The sequence below is a fragment of the Xenorhabdus sp. SGI246 genome (assembly GCF_040838225.1).
In the GTDB taxonomy this organism is placed as follows: Bacteria; Pseudomonadota; Gammaproteobacteria; order Enterobacterales; family Enterobacteriaceae; genus Xenorhabdus; species Xenorhabdus indica.
On record NZ_JBFPEZ010000026.1, the window covers coordinates 50,681 to 66,971 of the forward strand.

14 protein-coding genes are annotated in these 16,291 nt (G+C 43.2%); 10 read left to right on the forward strand and 4 right to left on the reverse strand.

Annotation, left to right across the window (positions count from 1 at the left end):
- Nucleotides 1–56: 56 nt before the first annotated feature.
- The 9 genes from mreC to ABLA85_RS06860 all read left to right on the forward strand — a co-directional run bounded on the left by mreC (nt 57) and on the right by ABLA85_RS06860 (nt 10,976).
- Nucleotides 57–1,166 (forward strand): rod shape-determining protein MreC, encoded by a 1,110-nt coding sequence (mreC, locus tag ABLA85_RS06820; protein WP_367962507.1) that lies wholly within the window; start codon nt 57–59, stop codon nt 1,164–1,166.
- Complete coding sequence (gene mreD / locus ABLA85_RS06825; protein ID WP_367962509.1) at nt 1,163–1,651, forward strand: rod shape-determining protein MreD; 489 nt, start codon at nt 1,163–1,165, stop codon at nt 1,649–1,651. The genes mreC and mreD overlap by 4 nt, the downstream gene beginning before the upstream one ends.
- Nucleotides 1,652–1,726: 75 nt before the next feature.
- On the forward strand, nt 1,727–2,314 hold the full coding sequence (locus ABLA85_RS06830; protein ID WP_367962510.1) for a nucleoside triphosphate pyrophosphatase: 588 nt from the start codon (nt 1,727–1,729) through the stop codon (nt 2,312–2,314).
- Nucleotides 2,311–3,780, forward strand: a complete 1,470-nt coding sequence (rng, locus tag ABLA85_RS06835) for a ribonuclease G (protein WP_047681967.1) — start codon at nt 2,311–2,313, stop codon at nt 3,778–3,780. The genes ABLA85_RS06830 and rng overlap by 4 nt, the downstream gene beginning before the upstream one ends.
- 125 nt (nt 3,781–3,905) lie before the next feature.
- A complete protein-coding gene (gene yhdP, locus ABLA85_RS06840) occupies nt 3,906–7,739 on the forward strand; it encodes an AsmA2 domain-containing protein YhdP (RefSeq protein ID WP_367962512.1) in 3,834 nt (1,277 codons plus the stop codon).
- Nucleotides 7,736–8,584, forward strand: a complete 849-nt coding sequence (nit1, locus tag ABLA85_RS06845) for a deaminated glutathione amidase (RefSeq protein WP_367962514.1) — start codon at nt 7,736–7,738, stop codon at nt 8,582–8,584. Before yhdP ends, nit1 begins: the two co-directional genes overlap by 4 nt.
- 17 nt (nt 8,585–8,601) lie before the next feature.
- Entirely contained in the window at nt 8,602–10,047 is a 1,446-nt protein-coding gene (gene tldD / locus ABLA85_RS06850) for a metalloprotease TldD (protein WP_367962516.1), read from the forward strand.
- A 184-nt stretch (nt 10,048–10,231) separates the two neighbouring features.
- The gene (locus tag ABLA85_RS06855) at nt 10,232–10,705 is read left to right on the forward strand and encodes a ribonuclease (RefSeq protein WP_367962517.1); all 474 of its coding nucleotides are present in this window, start codon (nt 10,232–10,234) and stop codon (nt 10,703–10,705) included.
- 1 nt (nt 10,706) lies between these two features.
- Nucleotides 10,707–10,976 carry a barstar family protein gene (locus ABLA85_RS06860; protein ID WP_367962519.1) on the forward strand — a complete coding sequence of 90 codons (270 nt, stop codon included), beginning with the start codon at nt 10,707–10,709 and terminating at the stop codon, nt 10,974–10,976.
- 121 nt (nt 10,977–11,097) lie between these two features.
- Here the strand turns inward: ABLA85_RS06860 and ABLA85_RS06865 are convergent, their stop codons facing one another.
- Together ABLA85_RS06865 and yjgA are read right to left on the reverse strand one after the other, a co-directional pair.
- Complete coding sequence (locus tag ABLA85_RS06865; RefSeq protein ID WP_367962521.1) at nt 11,098–12,051, reverse strand: D-2-hydroxyacid dehydrogenase family protein; 954 nt, start codon at nt 12,049–12,051, stop codon at nt 11,098–11,100.
- Between the two features lie 471 nt (nt 12,052–12,522).
- Nucleotides 12,523–13,053: a ribosome biogenesis factor YjgA gene (gene yjgA / locus ABLA85_RS06870; RefSeq protein WP_367962523.1), complete on the reverse strand. Its 531-nt coding sequence runs from the start codon at nt 13,051–13,053 to the stop codon at nt 12,523–12,525.
- Between the two features lie 191 nt (nt 13,054–13,244).
- Between yjgA and pmbA the strand changes: the two genes are divergently transcribed.
- Nucleotides 13,245–14,588 carry a metalloprotease PmbA gene (gene pmbA / locus ABLA85_RS06875; RefSeq protein WP_367962525.1) on the forward strand — a complete coding sequence of 448 codons (1,344 nt, stop codon included), beginning with the start codon at nt 13,245–13,247 and terminating at the stop codon, nt 14,586–14,588.
- A 50-nt stretch (nt 14,589–14,638) separates the two neighbouring features.
- On the opposite strand, the gene rnk is transcribed toward pmbA, so the two are convergent.
- Together rnk and npr are read right to left on the reverse strand one after the other, a co-directional pair.
- Nucleotides 14,639–15,049 carry a nucleoside diphosphate kinase regulator gene (rnk, locus tag ABLA85_RS06880; protein WP_038259560.1) on the reverse strand — a complete coding sequence of 137 codons (411 nt, stop codon included), beginning with the start codon at nt 15,047–15,049 and terminating at the stop codon, nt 14,639–14,641.
- Between the two features lie 954 nt (nt 15,050–16,003).
- On the reverse strand, nt 16,004–16,276 hold the full coding sequence (gene npr, locus ABLA85_RS06885) for a PTS phosphocarrier protein NPr (RefSeq protein ID WP_367962527.1): 273 nt from the start codon (nt 16,274–16,276) through the stop codon (nt 16,004–16,006).
- Nucleotides 16,277–16,291 lie beyond the last annotated feature (15 nt).

The following is a 16,291-nucleotide window of genomic DNA, read 5'->3' on the forward strand; positions in this document are numbered from 1 at the left end:
TTGTTTATGACTCTTTTATTGTTTATGACACAAAACCGCTCAACAATGCGCAACTTATGAAGCCGATTTTCAGCAGAGGGCCTTCCCTACAATTACGACTTTTTTTTGCTGTTATTATTGCCATTATTCTGGTTGTGGTAGACAGCCGTTTTGGTTTTTTCAATAAAATCCGTAGCTATATGGATACGGCAGTGAGTCCTTTTTATTTTCTTGCCAATGGTCCCCGCCAATTCTTAGATGGTATTTCCGATTCTTTGGCCACCCGTAAACAACTTGAACTGGAAAATAACACCCTGCGCAACGAGTTGAGATTACAGAGCAGTCATCTTTTACTGTTAGGACAATTAAAACAAGAAAATGCCCGTTTGCGTGAATTATTGGGGTCACCTTTACGCAGTGATGAACATATGATGGTATCGCAGGTGATTTCTGGTGGTATGGACCCTTATCGCGATCAAGTTGTTATTGATAAGGGCGCGAAAGATGGCGTCTATGAAGGGCAACCCGTTATCAGTGATCGTGGCGTCGTTGGTCAAGTTATCTCAGTGAGTCAATTAAGCAGCCGGGTGTTGTTGATTTGCGATCCAACCCATGCATTGCCGGTTCAGGTACTGCGTAATGATATTCGAGTGATTGCCGGTGGTGCGGGATGTACGGACGATCTTCACCTTGAACCGCTACCCAGTGATACAGACATCCGGGTTGGTGACGTGCTGGTGACATCCGGTCTTGGAGGCCGTTTCCCGGAAGGTTATCCTGTGGCGGTGGTTTCCTCTGTCAAGATAGATAATCAGCGAGCCCATACGGTTATTCATGCACGTCCATTGGCAGAATTACGACGCTTGCGTTATCTATTATTGTTATGGGGGGCGGATAATAACCCATCTGAACCATTGCCGCCTTCCGAAGTGTACCGAGCAGCAAATGAACGTTTGATGCAGATGTTACCGCAGGTACTGCCAAATCCCTCTGACGCTAAGCCGCAATTTCCGACAGAACCATTTTCGACAGAACAAGCTCCGACAGAACAATTAGGTGAAAGTAAAGATAAAACAGAGAAAGGCGGAAGAGAGAAAGAGGGAAATCGAGCATCATTCCCCGTCACAAGACCGTCATCTCCGACAGCATCATCAAGTAAGTTGCCAGCCGCGGAGAATCGTGGATGAGTCAGTATAAAGGGCGTGGCCGCTGGGTTGTCTGGTTATCTTTCCTGATCGCAATGGTGCTACAGAGTATGCCGTGGCCGGAGCAGTTTGATATGTTCCGGCCTACCTTACTTGTGTTGTGCCTGATCTATTGGCTCCTTGCGATCCCTCACCGTGTCAGTGTTGGAACTGGTTTTATTCTGGGTATCCTGATGGATTTATTACAGGGGAGTGTTCTTGGAGCACATGCGCTGGCTTTCAGTCTGATTAGTTTTTTGGTTGCGTTCAAATTTCAGCTCATTCGCAACATGGCACTCTGGCAACAATCCCTGATTGTGATGGTACTTTCGACACTGATAAACTTCTGTGTTTTTCTGGCTCATGCCTTGATACCAAAGATTATTTTCCATCCTGAGGTATTCTGGAATGGTCTTGTCAATGGTATTCTCTGGCCTTGGCTATTCTTATTAATGCGGAAAATCCGTCGTCAATTTTCAGTTCGTTAAAGGCGAGCTCTACTCTTTAATGAACGGCTTTTTAATGAACTCTAGTTAATGAACTGATAGAAAGGATGACTCACTATGAAAACCCTTTATTTAGCTTCCGGCTCACCACGGCGGCGTGAGCTGGTGGAATTGTTGGACTTTAATTTTCAGATCCTGACACCACAGGTCGAAGAGAAGTGGCAAGAAGGGGAGTCTCCGCAGCACTATGTTAATCGGTTGGCCAGAGAAAAATCGCAAGCGGGGGTGAGGATTGCACCGGAGGATTTTCCAGTTCTGGGTGCGGACACGATTGTTGTTCTGAATAATCGTATTCTGGAAAAACCCCGTAATGAACAGCACGCTGCTGAAATGCTGCAAGAACTGTCAGGGCAGTGCCATCAAGTCATGACGGCTGTTGCTTTATCGAACAATCAGCATACCTTAAGTGAGTTAGTCATTACAGATGTGATGTTTCGCCATTTATCCCGGCGAAAAATACGGGAATATATTGCAACTGGGGAACCAATGGATAAAGCCGGTGCTTATGGCATTCAGGGTAAAGGCGGTTGCTTTGTCAGAAAGATTAATGGCAGTTACCATGCTGTTGTCGGCTTACCATTGGTGGAAACGTATGAATTAATCAAACGATTTTTAGCGTTAGCTGATGGGAAGGATCATTCATGACAGCAGAGTTATTAGTCAATGTAACACCATCTGAAACGCGGGTTGCTTATATAGATGGCGGTATTTTGCAAGAAGTTCATATTGAACGGGAAGCTAAACGGGGAATAGTTGGCAATATTTACAAAGGACGTATCAGCCGAGTTTTACCCGGTATGCAGGCGGCTTTTGTCGATATCGGGTTAGAAAAAGCGGCTTTCTTACACGCATCCGACATTATGCCTCATACGGAATGTATAGCCGGTGAGGAACGGAAGAACTTCAATGTCAGGGATATTGCTGAGTTGGTTTGTCAGGGACAAGATCTGCTTGTCCAAGTGGTGAAAGATCCTCTTGGCACGAAAGGGGCCCGTTTGACAACGGACATTACCCTGCCATCACGTTATCTGGTATTTATGCCGGGTGCTTCTCATGTTGGTGTTTCTCAGCGAATTGAAAGTGAAGAAGAGCGTGAGCGCCTGAAATCCATCGTGATGGACTATTGCGATGAGTATGGTGGGTTTATTATCCGTACTGCCGCAGAAGGCGTGAGAAAAGAAGAAATTGAGCAGGATGCAGCTTTTTTGAAGCGTCTGTGGCGTAAGGTTATTGAGCGTAAGAAACGCAATATTACTAAAACGAAAGTATATGGTGAGCTTGCTTTGGCACAGCGTATTCTGCGTGATTTTGCAGGCGCTTCCCTTGATCGCATTCGGGTTGATTCCCGTCAGACCTATCTGCAATTGCAAGAATTCATTGATGAATATATTCCTGAAATGAATGCCAAGCTGGACCATTATCAAGGCACTCAGCCGATATTCGATCTGTGCGGTGTAGAAAATGAGATTCAGCGCGCATTGGAACGCAAAGTAGAACTAAAATCGGGTGGCTATCTGATTATCGATCAAACCGAAGCCATGACGACTATCGATATTAATACCGGCGCTTTTGTTGGGCATCGCAACTTAGAAGAGACTATCTTTAATACTAATATTGAGGCGACTCAAGCGATTGCCCGCCAGTTAAGGCTGCGTAATTTAGGCGGGATCATTATCATTGATTTTATCGATATGAGTAATGGGGAACATCGCCGTAGAGTATTAGCTTCTTTAGAGCAGGCATTAAGTAAAGATCGTGTGAAAACGACCATTAATGGTTTTTCCCAGCTTGGGCTGGTGGAAATGACACGAAAACGCACACGAGAAAGTCTTGAACATATCTTGTGTGATAATTGCCCGATTTGTCAGGGACGTGGCACCGTGAAATCTGTTGAAACAGTATGCTATGAAATTTTACGGGAAATTGTCCGTGTTCATCGCGCCATTAATGCAGATCGTTTTCTGGTTTACGCATCCCATGCCGTGAGTGAAGCCCTTAAAGGGGAACACTCTCATGCTTTAGCCGAGGTAGAAATTTTTGTAAGCAAACCAGTGAAAGTGCAGGCAGAACAACTCTACAGTCAGGAACAATTTGACGTTGTTATGATGTAATTACTACGCGGGATTGCAGTGATACTTCATATTTTTCAGGTTGCTTCTCTGTTTGGCTACAGTCATTTTGAAATGTGGCGTGAAATCTATTGGGTAGAAATATGCTGACAACCAAGGAGAAATGAGTGAGGCGACTGCTCGGAATATTATTAGCGACAGCCGCAATAGTCATTATCATTGTGGCTTTGCTTGTCAGCGGGTTACGTTTTTTCCTGCCACATATTAATGATTATCGTCAGCAATTGGCGCATAAGATTTCTGAATTGACGGATATTTCTATCGAAATTGGCTATATCAACGGAAATTGGCAGCCATTCGGCCCCCAGTTGGAAGTTCGTGATCTTCATGCTGTAACGGGAGAAACGGATGTTGAAGCCAAAAAAGTGACGCTTTCTCTGGATATCTGGCGTTCACTGCTACAACGGCGTTGGCATTTTCGTGATCTCTCCTTTTACCAGCTTCAGGTTGATTATGATAAACCATTATTGCATGGGGAAGGTGAAAGGCTGTTTCCCAAGCCGGATAGCTTATCCTCCCTTTTCCTTGAACGGATTAATCATTTTGATTTGCATGACAGCAGCCTGGCCTTTCCGACTCCATCGGGAGAAAAGATCCGGCTGATATTGCCGCAACTGACATGGTTGAATAAAGATAATCGTCATCGTGCACAGGGCAATATTAACTTGTCTTCGATTAACGGGCAGGAAGGTGTTGTACAGGTTAAATTTGACCTGAAAGATATTAATCGTGTTTTAGATAGCGGCACAATTTATTTGCAGGCTGATGATATTGATATGCGGTTGTGGTTCAGCCGCTGGTTAAAAGACAATACCGGTTTGGAAGATGCCCGATTCAGTCTGGCCAGTTGGATTACCCTGAAAAATGGGAGGATTGATAACGGATATCTGCAACTTAAGCAGGGGCATGCTAATTGGCATGTGGGTGATGAAAAACATCAGCTTGCCGTTCATGATTTACTCCTGCAAATGCATCGTCAGGGAGAAGGCTGGCTGTTTGATATTCCCAATTTAGCAAGCCTGAAAACAAACGGTCAGCAATGGCCCGCAGGCCGTATTGCAGCACTGTATGCTATGCAGGCGCGGCAATATCAGAACAAAGATCATTGGCGGGTTCGCGCTGAAAATATTCAGCTTGAACGCCTGAGTGGGATGTTGCCGATGATTTCTTTCGCGACCCCGGATATTGTTAAAGACTGGCAATATCGGCAACTCAAAGGATTAGTCACTAGTCTTGCCCTTGATATCACCCCCGAATTACCTGATAGCGCGGAGATTGCCATCAAATGGCAGGATGTCAGTTGGTCTCGTTGGAAAAAATTACCTTCAGTCAATCAATTCAGTGGTGCGTTAGAAGGAAATAAACAGTGGGGAAACTTTAGGTTTGAGCTGAAAAACAGCCTCATTGATTACCGTTCTATGTTCCAGGCACCATTTAATATTGCCAGCAGTGAAGGAAAAATCACGTGGAAAAATGATCGGGATGGTTTGAAGATATGGAGCCAGGGGCTGGATTTGCAGGCCAAGTCAGTATGGATAAACGGGGATTTTCATTACACGGAATCCCAAAATCAGCAACCAATGCTAGGGATACTGGCTGGAATTCGTTTGGATGATGCGGGTGATGCATGGCGTTATTTTCCCAAGCCATTGATGGGCGAATCGCTGACAGAATATTTAACAGCGTCGTTGATCAAAGGAAGGGTAGATAATGCTACTTTGATCTTTCAGGGAAACCCTCATGATTTCCCATTCAAGCAGAATAATGGTCAGTTTCAGGTATGGGTTCCTCTGCGCCATGCGACATTCCAGTATCAGCCTGATTGGCCAGCCCTGTTTGACCTGGATCTTGATTTGAATTTCCAGAATAACGGCTTACAGATGCAAGCAAAGACAGCGAGATTGGGAAAAGTTAATGCCTCCCGGATCTCGGTTGTTATCCCCGATTACGGTAAAGAGAAGCTATTGATTGATGCTGAAATATCTGGAGATGGAAAGGATATCCACAATTATTTTCATCATAGTCCATTAACAGAAACGGTTGGTAGTACGCTAGATAATTTGCAACTTAATGGTCAGGTTGATGGAAAACTTCATCTGGACGTTCTTCTGACAGATGGTACAACTCATGCAAATGGAGAGGTTGTACTGAAAAATACCGATTTGTTTATCAAGCCATTAGATAGCAAGGTGGAGCACCTTAGTGGTAAATTCCGCTTTGATAATGGCACGTTGCAAAGTGACACGCTTTCTGCTCATTGGTTTGGAAACCCCCTCTCTTTGCGATTTACCACTGCGGATTTACCGGGATATTATCGGGTCAATGTGGATTTGGATGCTCGCTGGCCTGCTGCAACATTACCGAAACTTCCGGTTAAAATTCGTCGTCAGCTATCAGGACAATTGGACTGGCAGGGAAAAGTGAACATTATGATCCCTTCACAGACCAAACCTTCACAAAGCAGGCCGTTACAACATGGAGCGGAATATCAGGTTGCAATCAATGCTGATTTGTCACATATCAACAGTACACTGGTTGGATTGGAAACAGAATCTTTACGAGCATGGAATAATATCAATCTTCAGGCTACAGGAAATACAAACCAACTTCAGGTTATCGGTTCATTGGGGAAAAGATATGTGTTCAATAGCCAATGGTTATTGGGGAAAAATTATGTCCGTTTACAGCGAGGCACTTTGAATACGGATGATAATGGCCTACCTGACTTACCGGAAAAGCCAATGCTGGCATTAAATTTACCTGCGATTGAGGGTGAAAAATGGCTGGCACTGATTGAACCTTTAAAAGCTGAATCAGCAGCAGATAACAGCCTGATATGGCCTGAATTATTTGAAATATCAATGCCTTATTTGGATGTCGGAGGACAACGTTGGCATAATCTTATACTCAGTGCGGCTAACCAACCTGATAGTCTGCATATCAATGCAATTGGAGAAGAAATCAATGGTGATTTGCTGATTAACGTTGGTGGAGTATGGCAGGCAACACTCAATTATCTCTATTATAACCCTATGTTTGCGAATAACGCTTCCAGCGATAATCAGCCGTTAATTTCAAACGTAACAGAAACGCCAAAATATGCTCTGAATCATTGGCCCACACTTAACGTTACATGTGATGAATGTTGGCTTGCCGGATTAAATGTTGGGAAAATTTCAGGGACGGTAACACCAGAAGGTGACGCCTTGAGTTTGACTAATGGACGGGTCGAAAACAGTGCCGGTAAATTGACATTATCTGGGCGTTGGAGTGAAAGTAATACGGGTAATTATACTTGGGCTAAGGGCCAGATATCCGGGAAAAGTTTTGATGATATGGCAGCCTATCTCGGATTTATTGTTCCAATTACTGGCGCTTCATTTAAGTTTGATTTTGACCTGAACTGGAAGGATACACCGTGGAACCCTGATGTTAAAACGCTCAATGGCGCTTTAACAGGAGAAATGGGGAAAGGAGCAATAGCAAAACTAGGTGGTGGCAGAGCAGGACAACTATTAAGGTTAGTTAGTTTTGATGCATTGTTACGTAAATTACAGTTGGATTTCAGTGATACATTCAGTAATGATTTTAACTTTGATTCTATAAGTGGCGATGCCGCGATAAAAAATGGTGTCATGTATACCGATAACTTCCGCATTGATGGGCTGGAAGCGGACATTCATGGAAAAGGCCAGATAAACTTTATCCGTCATCAGCTTAATATGGAGTTGATGATCACCCCGGAAATATCAGCAACAGTTGGTGTGGCGACAGCTTTTGCGGTTAATCCTATGGTAGGCGCTGCTGTTTTTGCAGCGACGAAAGCATTAGGCCCATTGTGGAGTAAGATATCGGTCATTCGCTATCGGCTAACGGGTAATCTGGAACAGCCTAAAATTGATGAAGTTTTACGTCAGCTTAAGGAGAATAAAGGGTCATGAAAAACGTCAATGTTGCACTCTTACAATTATGCAGTGGTACGAACATTAAACATAATTTAGCGCAAATTGAACAGCAGATTAAGCAGTTGCCCAAAACAGTAAAACTGGTTCTGACTCCGGAGAATGCATTACTGTTTGCTGATGCAGATACTTACCGCGAACACGCAGAAGAGCAAGGAAAAGGCCCATTACAGCAAGCTGTAAGTGAAATTGCGCAACGTTATGGTATCTGGTTGTTGATTGGTTCAATGCCGATGGTCAGCCGGGAAGATCCTAGCCGCATAACCAGCAGTAGCTTATTGTTTGATGATCAGGGTGAGATTCGTGCCCGTTATGACAAAATCCACATGTTTGATGTCAATATCAAGGATGAACATGGCTCCTATAATGAATCTTCCATCTACCAACGTGGGGAACATATCACTGTTGTTGATACACCAGTTGGTCGTTTGGGTATGACTATTTGCTATGATCTGCGCTTCCCTGGGCTGTTTCAGGCACTACGGGAACAGGGGGCTGAGCTGATCTCTGTACCTGCTGCCTTTACCAGACTGACGGGTAAGGCACACTGGGAACCACTTTTAAGAGCTCGTGCAATTGAGAACCAATGTATCATCTTGGCACCCGCACAAGTTGGAGTACACGGTACTCGCAGAACATGGGGGCATTCAATGGCGGTAAGTGGTTGGGGAGAAGTCATCAAGAAGAATCCTCTGACTGTCAGTGCACTACAGCTCAATATCCGACGGGATAGTTTGATCCACATGCGTGAGCAGATCAAAGTGGTGAAACATAATCGCTTCCGTCCACAACTGACTTCTTTGATAAAAAAGAATACAAATTAAGATAAAGAGTAATCACTATGAGTTTAACTTATGTCAGTGAACATTTACTGACTGCCAATGAACTGAGTCATAAAGATTTATTTTCTGTATTGGGGCAATTAGCAGAACGTCGTCTGGATTATGCCGACCTCTATTTTCAATCCAGCTACCACGAAACATGGGTTCTGGAAGATCGCATCATCAAAGATGGCTCTTATAATATAGATCAAGGCGTGGGAGTCCGGTCGATTAGTGGTGAAAAAACGGGTTTTGCTTATGCTGATCAAATCACATTGAATGCATTGCAGCAGAGTGCAAAGGCAGCACGCAGTATTGTAAGGGAAACGGGTAATGGCACCGCACATACATTGGGTGCTGTGACACATAATGCTTTGTACCCGGCTGTAGATCCGCTGCAAAGCATGAGCAGGGAAGAAAAAATTGCTCTGTTACATCATGTTGATCAAATCGCACGTACAGAAGATCACAGGGTGCAGGAAGTGAATGCCAGCCTGAGCGGTGTTTATGAGCAGGTATTGGTTGCAGCGACGGATGGGACATTGGCTGCTGATATTCGTCCACTGGTACGTCTTTCTGTCAGCGTATTAGTTGAAGAAGATGGCAAACGTGAACGTGGTTCTAGTGGTGGTGGTGCTCGTTATGGTTATGAATACTTCCTGCAAACCGCAGATGGACAGACGTTGGCAGAACAATTTGCCCGTGAAGCTGTTCGCATGGCGTTGGTGAATCTTTCTGCCATTGCTGCTCCAGCGGGAACAATGCCGATTGTATTGGGAGCCGGTTGGCCGGGTGTTTTATTGCATGAAGCAGTGGGTCATGGTTTAGAAGGTGACTTCAACCGCCGTGGTACATCTGTCTTCTCTGGTCAGATTGGGAAAAAAGTAGCATCTGAACTGTGTACTGTGGTTGATGATGGTACGATTGAAGGCCGCCGTGGCTCATTGTCTATTGATGATGAAGGTGTTCCGGGGCAATACAATGTCCTGATTGAGAATGGTATCTTGAAGGGCTACATGCAGGACAAACTGAATGCACGTTTGATGGGAGTTGCACCGACAGGTAACGGGCGACGTGAATCTTATGCCCACCTGCCGATGCCGCGCATGACTAATACGTATATGCTGGCAGGAAACTCTACGCCAGAAGAAATTATTGCCAGTGTTAATTATGGGTTGTATGCACCGAATTTTGGTGGTGGGCAAGTGGATATCACTTCTGGTAAGTTTGTTTTCTCAACATCAGAAGCGTACTTGATTGAAAATGGCAAAATCACCAAGCCAGTAAAAGGCGCAACGTTAATTGGCTCAGGCATTGAGGCCATGCAGCAGATTTCGATGGTTGGCAATGACTTAGCCCTTGATAAGGGGGTTGGTGTATGTGGTAAAGAAGGCCAAAGTGTCCCTGTGGGAGTTGGACAGCCTACATTAAAACTGGATAACCTGACTGTAGGCGGAACAGCTTAACATTTTTTGAATATACCTGTTTTTTTGAGTATCTCTGTCATCTTTCAAGTTGCAGCTTTGTTGGATGTGCTCGCTCACCCCAGTCACATAGTTATCTATGCTTCTGGGGGATTGCGTCCTTGCTGCCGCGATGCACCTTGAAATCTATTAGGTATAGCCTGATCAATTAAATGTGGAGGTTATTATGAAAAGAAGGGTGCTGGCAGGTGTATTACTGATTCTGGTTGTTATATCCATTATTTTTATCAAAGATATTGGATTACCCGGCTCTGATAAAACTCAGCAAGCTATTGCGATAGCGGGAAACCTTCCGCCTCAACAGATTGATATTCTGACTGAGCATCATCGGGTTGCGGATTATATACATCAAAATAGTAGGTTGCCTGACTATTACATCACAAAGAAACAGGCTCGTCGCCTCGGTTGGGATGCTCGTAAGGGCAACTTGTGCGAAGTATTACCGGGAAAAGCAATTGGGGGAGATCGGTTTTCCAATCGTGAAAATAAGTTGCCAAATCAAAAGGATCGCCAGTGGTTCGAAGCTGACGTAAATTATAAGTGTGGGCGCCGGGGTAGTAACAGGTTACTCTATTCTAACGATGGTCTTATCTACTTGACACTTGATCACTACAAGACTTTCACAAAGCTGGAAGAATGATATGAAAAAAGTGGAATTCGATTTTGACTATATCCCTGATTTAGAAACCTTCTACAGTCAGTTCAAGGAGTGTTTCGATCTTGATGATCATTTTGGTGCGAACTTAGATGCTCTATGGGATGCAGTAACGGGTGAAATTGAGCTGCCAGTTGATATTAATTTTATCTGCCTGGATGTGCAGAAACGACCGCGTTTTGTTGCACTGGTACTCTTGTTTCAAGAGGCTGAAGAAGAGCTGGAAGGGAAATTACGTTTTAATGTGATAAATTAAGCTCTTCTCTGTCTTATGACAACACCTCCGTATTCGCCAAAACGCGGAGGTGTCTTTAAATTTCCGTATAAAATTTTATCAACTTCAAACTAACTTAAAATTAGGTTGCTTAGATTACTGATTATTTATTAATAATATGGCTATCATCGCCGGAAAAATATTTCTCAACATTCTTAAATGCGCTGTCGAAATAAATGTCATAACAGCTTTTAGTAACATAACCGATATGTGGACTGCACAAAACGTTATCTCGTTTTAATAAAGAATGATTGATATCCCAAATGGGTTCAATATCAAAAACATCCAGTGCTGCAAAACCCGGAGTACCCAGATCGAGAGCTTTCTCAAGTGCACCTGCCTCTATCAACCCGGATCTTGCTGTATTGACTAATACAGCACTATTTTTCATATGAGTAAGGTCAGCCAACGTGACATTGCCCGTGGTCTCTTTAACCAGCCGTTGATGCAGAGTGATGACATCTGATGTTTTAAAAAAATCTTCGCGGGAATGAGGGACAATCAAACCGTCCTGACGCGCTTTTTCTTGTGAATGTTCTGATCCCCATACCTGAACTTTCATATCAAATGCACGCGCATATTTTGCAACTAACTGACCTATTTTCCCATAGCCCAGGATCCCAAGTGTTTTGCCGACAACGGTATCCCCCAATTCAGTTTGCCAATAGCCTTTTTTCATTGCTTCCACTGAAGAAACGAACCTGCGGATGGAACTTTGGATTAACAGCCAAGTTAATTCTGCGGCTGCAATGGGTGAACCAGCCCCTTCTACGACAGCAATACCCCGTTGTTTACACAACTCTAGATCGATATTGTTAGCAACTTTTCCAGTCTGGCTGATAAGTTTTAAATGGGGTGTTTTGGACAAAAACTTTTCATCAATCAATGTTCTTTCACGGATCAGAATAAGGGCATCAGCTTTTGATAATAGTTCGTCAGCTTTCGAATCGCGATCAATTGCACCGAGACTGATAACCTCAAAATGACTATTCTTATATAAAGCTTGAATTTGTCTTGTCGCAGATTGATAATCATCGGGAATAACAACTAATGGCATTTGAAATATCCTTTTTACGAGTTTGAAATAGCTTGGTGAAATTTTATATTATAGATTATTCATGTATAAATGTTACATTATCATAACATGAAAACCAAACTAATAGTTTAAGATGGTTTAATACAATATGTAGGAAGTTGAACTGTATCCAATAATAACTTTTTTATTTAATTTAATCTTTTGACTTTAATAATGTAATTAAATAGTAATCTTTCTTCAGAGATGTTATATCAATTATCCAGATATTGATATGAATTACCTGGATAATACGCATAAAGGTATAGGTCCAAATTGGTTAACTCTTTATTATGGTGAACATATTTGAAAAGAGCTTATTGTATTTAAGAAATAATTTGATAAAAATAATGTTCTCTGACATGAGATGTTCATTCTTTTTAAAGTAATATTTCCATGTTTTACGCGATTTTTGTATTTAAATAACCGCCATTTAAAAAAATGGCGGTTAGGGCATCATACTGTTCCTGATAACTCTTTCAGATATTGGAAGATCTGACGATAGGATTTCGGTGGCTTGTTCGCTGCTTTCTCTTTTTTAGCATTGCGTATCAGTGTCCGCAGTTGTTGACGATCTGTGTGCGGATATAGCGCTACGACTTCTTCAAGGGCGTTGTCGCTCTCAAGTAACTTATCCCGTAACTCTTCCAGCTTATGTAGTATCACAACCTGCTGGTTATGACGGTTTTTCAATTTATCCAGTGCAGTGGTAATTGGCTCAGGATCACGGGCCCGCAACAATTTGCCAATCAATTGTAATTGACGACGGCGACCCTCACGCTTGATTTTCTGTGCTAATTCAATAGCGGCCAGCAGATCTTCATCCAATGGGATGCGTTCCAGTTCGCTCTTACTCAACTCAACCAGCTCTGCCCCTAGTTTTTTCAGTATCTCAGCATCCCGCTTGATTTCACTTTTACTGACCCAGATTATCTCTTCCTCTTCAGCAGGATAATTGTCGAGCCAATCTTCAGGCTGCTTTGCCATAATCGTTTTCCTTCTAAAAAGGCCGGATAAGGTACACTTTGGAACATGACCTATCGCCCGGTGGGTGTTAACATCCTAATATCGTGTATTGTAACTGGGAAAATTGTCTGATTACCACTCGGCATTAATATTGAAAGCCGAAACACGCTTTTTTCCTGATAAATCTTCTCTTTAATTCATGTGGTTAATTAATGATAGTGACCAATCAACAAATTGCGGAGCAGCGCAAACAACTGGAAGATGCAGTTTCTCGCGCTCTAGAATTAGCGAAAGCAGGCAGTGATGCTGCGGAAGTCGCAGTCAACAAAACGACGGGGATTAGTGTCAGTACCCGTTTCAGTGAAGTCGAAAATGTTGAGTTTAATAGCGATGGTGCATTGGGGATCACCGTTTATCACCAGCAGCGCAAAGGTAGTGCTTCTTCTACCGATTTAAGCCCGGAGGCCATTGCACGTACTGTACAGGCCGCCATTGATATCGCCCGTTATACTTCACCTGATCCCTGTGCTGGTCCCGCAGATAAAGAATTATTGGCGTTTGAGGCACCGGAGCTGGATTTGTTCCATCCCGCGGATTTGGATGCTGATAAGGCAATTGAGTTAGCTGCCCGTGCCGAACAGGCTGCATTACAGGCAGATCAGCGTATTACCAATACCGAAGGTGGTAGTTTTAATGGTCATTATGGCATTCGGGTCTTTGGTAATAGTCACGGTATGTTACAGAGCTATTGTTCAAGTCGCTATTCCATGTCGAGCTGCGTAATTGCAGAGCAGGGTGGCAATATGGAGCGTGATTATGCTTATAGTGTGAACCGTCGTTTTGATGAGTTGCAATCGCCAGAATGGGTTGGGCAAGAAAGTGCACATCGTACATTGTCTCGCTTAGGTGCGCGTAAACTTCCGACGATGAAAGCCCCTGTGATTTTCTCTGCCGAAGTCGCTACTGGCCTGTTTGGTCATTTAGTCGGAGCGATCAGCGGCAGCAGCATCTATCGTAAATCATCTTTCTTGCTGGACAGTCTGGGTAAGCAGATCCTGCCTTCATGGTTGACCATTGAAGAACAACCACACTTGCTGAGAGGGTTGGCTTCTACACCTTTTGATAGTGAAGGTGTGCGTACACTTGCGCGTGAAATTATTAAAGATGGTGTTTTACAGTCATGGCTGTTGACATCATATTCTGCCCGTAAACTGGGTCTGGCGAGTACAGGCCATGCAGGTGGAATTCATAACTGGCGTATCGCGGGGCAAGGGCTGGATTTTGCAGGTCTGCTACGGGAAATGGGAACCGGCCTGGTGGTGACGGAACTGATGGGACAGGGCGTCAGTGCTGTGACTGGGGATTATTCTCGTGGTGCGGCCGGTTTTTGGGTTGAAAATGGCGAAATACAATATCCGGTCAGTGAGATCACTATTGCAGGCAACCTGAAAGATATGTGGGCAAATATGGTAACGATAGGTAATGATATTGAAACACGCAGTAACATCCAGTGTGGATCAATACTATTGCCGGAAATGAGTATCGCCGGTCAATAGGGATACTCAATCAACAACAGCCAGTTTGGTTCTACTGAGCTGGCTGTGAATTAACGGTGATATTCACCCGCCGCCTCAGGCTGATAAAGTATTTCTAATACTTTTATCCGGGTTTTTTCACCATTTGGCAATTCCCAGGTTATTTCATCATTTACCCGTAATCCTAAAAGTGCCGCACCTAAAGGCGCCATCACGGACAGTTGTTTTGTACTGTCTTGCAGAGAAGACGGGTAAACGAGAGTGCGGGTCCTTTCTTCATTATTACTGAAATCAATAAATTTAATTTCACTGTTCATTGTGACAACATCTGCGGGTATTTCTACAGGTGGCACAATTTCAGCTCTATCCAGCTCTTCATTTAGTGCATCTGCGATACTACTATTGGCAAACGCAGGTTGTTCCAACAGAGAATCTAAACGTTCTGCATCTAATTCATTGATAATAATTTTAGGTTTTGTCATACCACTCTCCAAATTAGGCTCAATACAAAATAACACCCCGCAACGCAAGGAGGGGGGTGTTATTTTCAAATGTGATTAAAGTGATATTAGGCTGTTCTGACGTGAAAATAAAGAGATCATGATCACGAACTGTTTTGTGTTGTTAATGAAATAAGATTTAGCCAGACACTATATTGGATTACATTTTTTATTGGTTTTAAATACTGTGTTTGTTACCGTTCTTGAAAGAGAGATGAAGAGATTTGGGAAAAATGCATGAATATGTGTTTATGAATAGTAGGAATTGAGAGGAGAACAAAAAATAAATGTAACGGATCTTTGCTATAAGCACGCAAAGTCACTGCCATTTATCGTTTGAATCTGATAGTTTTGTTTTACAGCTTTACCGTTGAGAAATACTACACAATGATAATGATATCTTGGGTTATTCTTAATGATGACAAAATGTTGAGTTAGTAAATTTTCGGTAGCCTGAGCCCCTTCGGTACAATAACGATGCCAAACGATTGGGAAATTACAAGTTGTAGCGAGCCGCCATGAATATCCCCTGACAAAAATATTTGGCAGATATACAGATAATTGTGAGGCAAATGAGGTGGAATAGGGGAGGAGTGACTTTGCCACCATATGTTGAATGTATTCGTTGGGATCTGAGTTCGCCGAACGGCAAGAGAGAACACGAATACTATGTAGTTTAGTAACGTCTGTCCATTTATGGATAAGTAGGGAAATCTGTAATGGATTATACGAAATTCTGTTTATGATTAATTGCTCTCTATTTCCATGACATGAGATGGTTAGCCGATTTTTCCTTGATACTTTCCGATGTGGCTCTTCGAATACAAATGAATCAGGATATACACGAATGAGTTTCATTTTGCTACTTCCTGTCCATAAAAAGAGATAACTGGTTTAACAGAATATGTGAGCGTTGCTTTCTATCTTATGTCTATCCTATTCTTCGTCAAAGCCAGAATTAAATAGCTCGACAATAGCTGCCAGAGCTTGTTGTTCATCCGGCCCGGTTGCTTCAACTTCAATGTAACTGCCCTGTTCGGAATCCAGCATCAACATAGCGATAACACTATGAGCTTCCGCCTGAATATTACTGTTGTTGCGCAGAATGACCTGAGATTGAAACTGCTGCACAAGGTCATGTAATTTCATAGCAGGCCGGGCATGCATACCGAGTCGGTTTTTGATCTCAAGTCTCTGTTTGACTGTCATGGCCTGCTTTATTTT

Bases quoted from the DNA above. Each gene is read 5' to 3' on its own strand.
- ABLA85_RS06865 (WP_367962521.1), bottom strand. From the start codon at position 12,051: ATGCCATTAGTTGTTATTCCCGATGATTATCAATCTGCGACAAGACAA.
- rnk (WP_038259560.1), bottom strand. From the start codon at position 15,049: ATGACAAAACCTAAAATTATTATCAATGAATTAGATGCAGAACGTTTA.
- npr (WP_367962527.1), bottom strand. From the start codon at position 16,276: ATGACAGTCAAACAGAGACTTGAGATCAAAAACCGACTCGGTATGCAT.
- rng (WP_047681967.1), top strand. From the start codon at position 2,311: ATGACAGCAGAGTTATTAGTCAATGTAACACCATCTGAAACGCGGGTT.
- mreC (WP_367962507.1), top strand. From the start codon at position 57: ATGAAGCCGATTTTCAGCAGAGGGCCTTCCCTACAATTACGACTTTTT.
- ABLA85_RS06830 (WP_367962510.1), top strand. From the start codon at position 1,727: ATGAAAACCCTTTATTTAGCTTCCGGCTCACCACGGCGGCGTGAGCTG.
- ABLA85_RS06855 (WP_367962517.1), top strand. From the start codon at position 10,232: ATGAAAAGAAGGGTGCTGGCAGGTGTATTACTGATTCTGGTTGTTATA.
- pmbA (WP_367962525.1), top strand. From the start codon at position 13,245: ATGATAGTGACCAATCAACAAATTGCGGAGCAGCGCAAACAACTGGAA.
- yjgA (WP_367962523.1), bottom strand. From the start codon at position 13,053: ATGGCAAAGCAGCCTGAAGATTGGCTCGACAATTATCCTGCTGAAGAG.
- mreD (WP_367962509.1), top strand. From the start codon at position 1,163: ATGAGTCAGTATAAAGGGCGTGGCCGCTGGGTTGTCTGGTTATCTTTC.
- ABLA85_RS06860 (WP_367962519.1), top strand. From the start codon at position 10,707: ATGAAAAAAGTGGAATTCGATTTTGACTATATCCCTGATTTAGAAACC.
- tldD (WP_367962516.1), top strand. From the start codon at position 8,602: ATGAGTTTAACTTATGTCAGTGAACATTTACTGACTGCCAATGAACTG.
- nit1 (WP_367962514.1), top strand. From the start codon at position 7,736: ATGAAAAACGTCAATGTTGCACTCTTACAATTATGCAGTGGTACGAAC.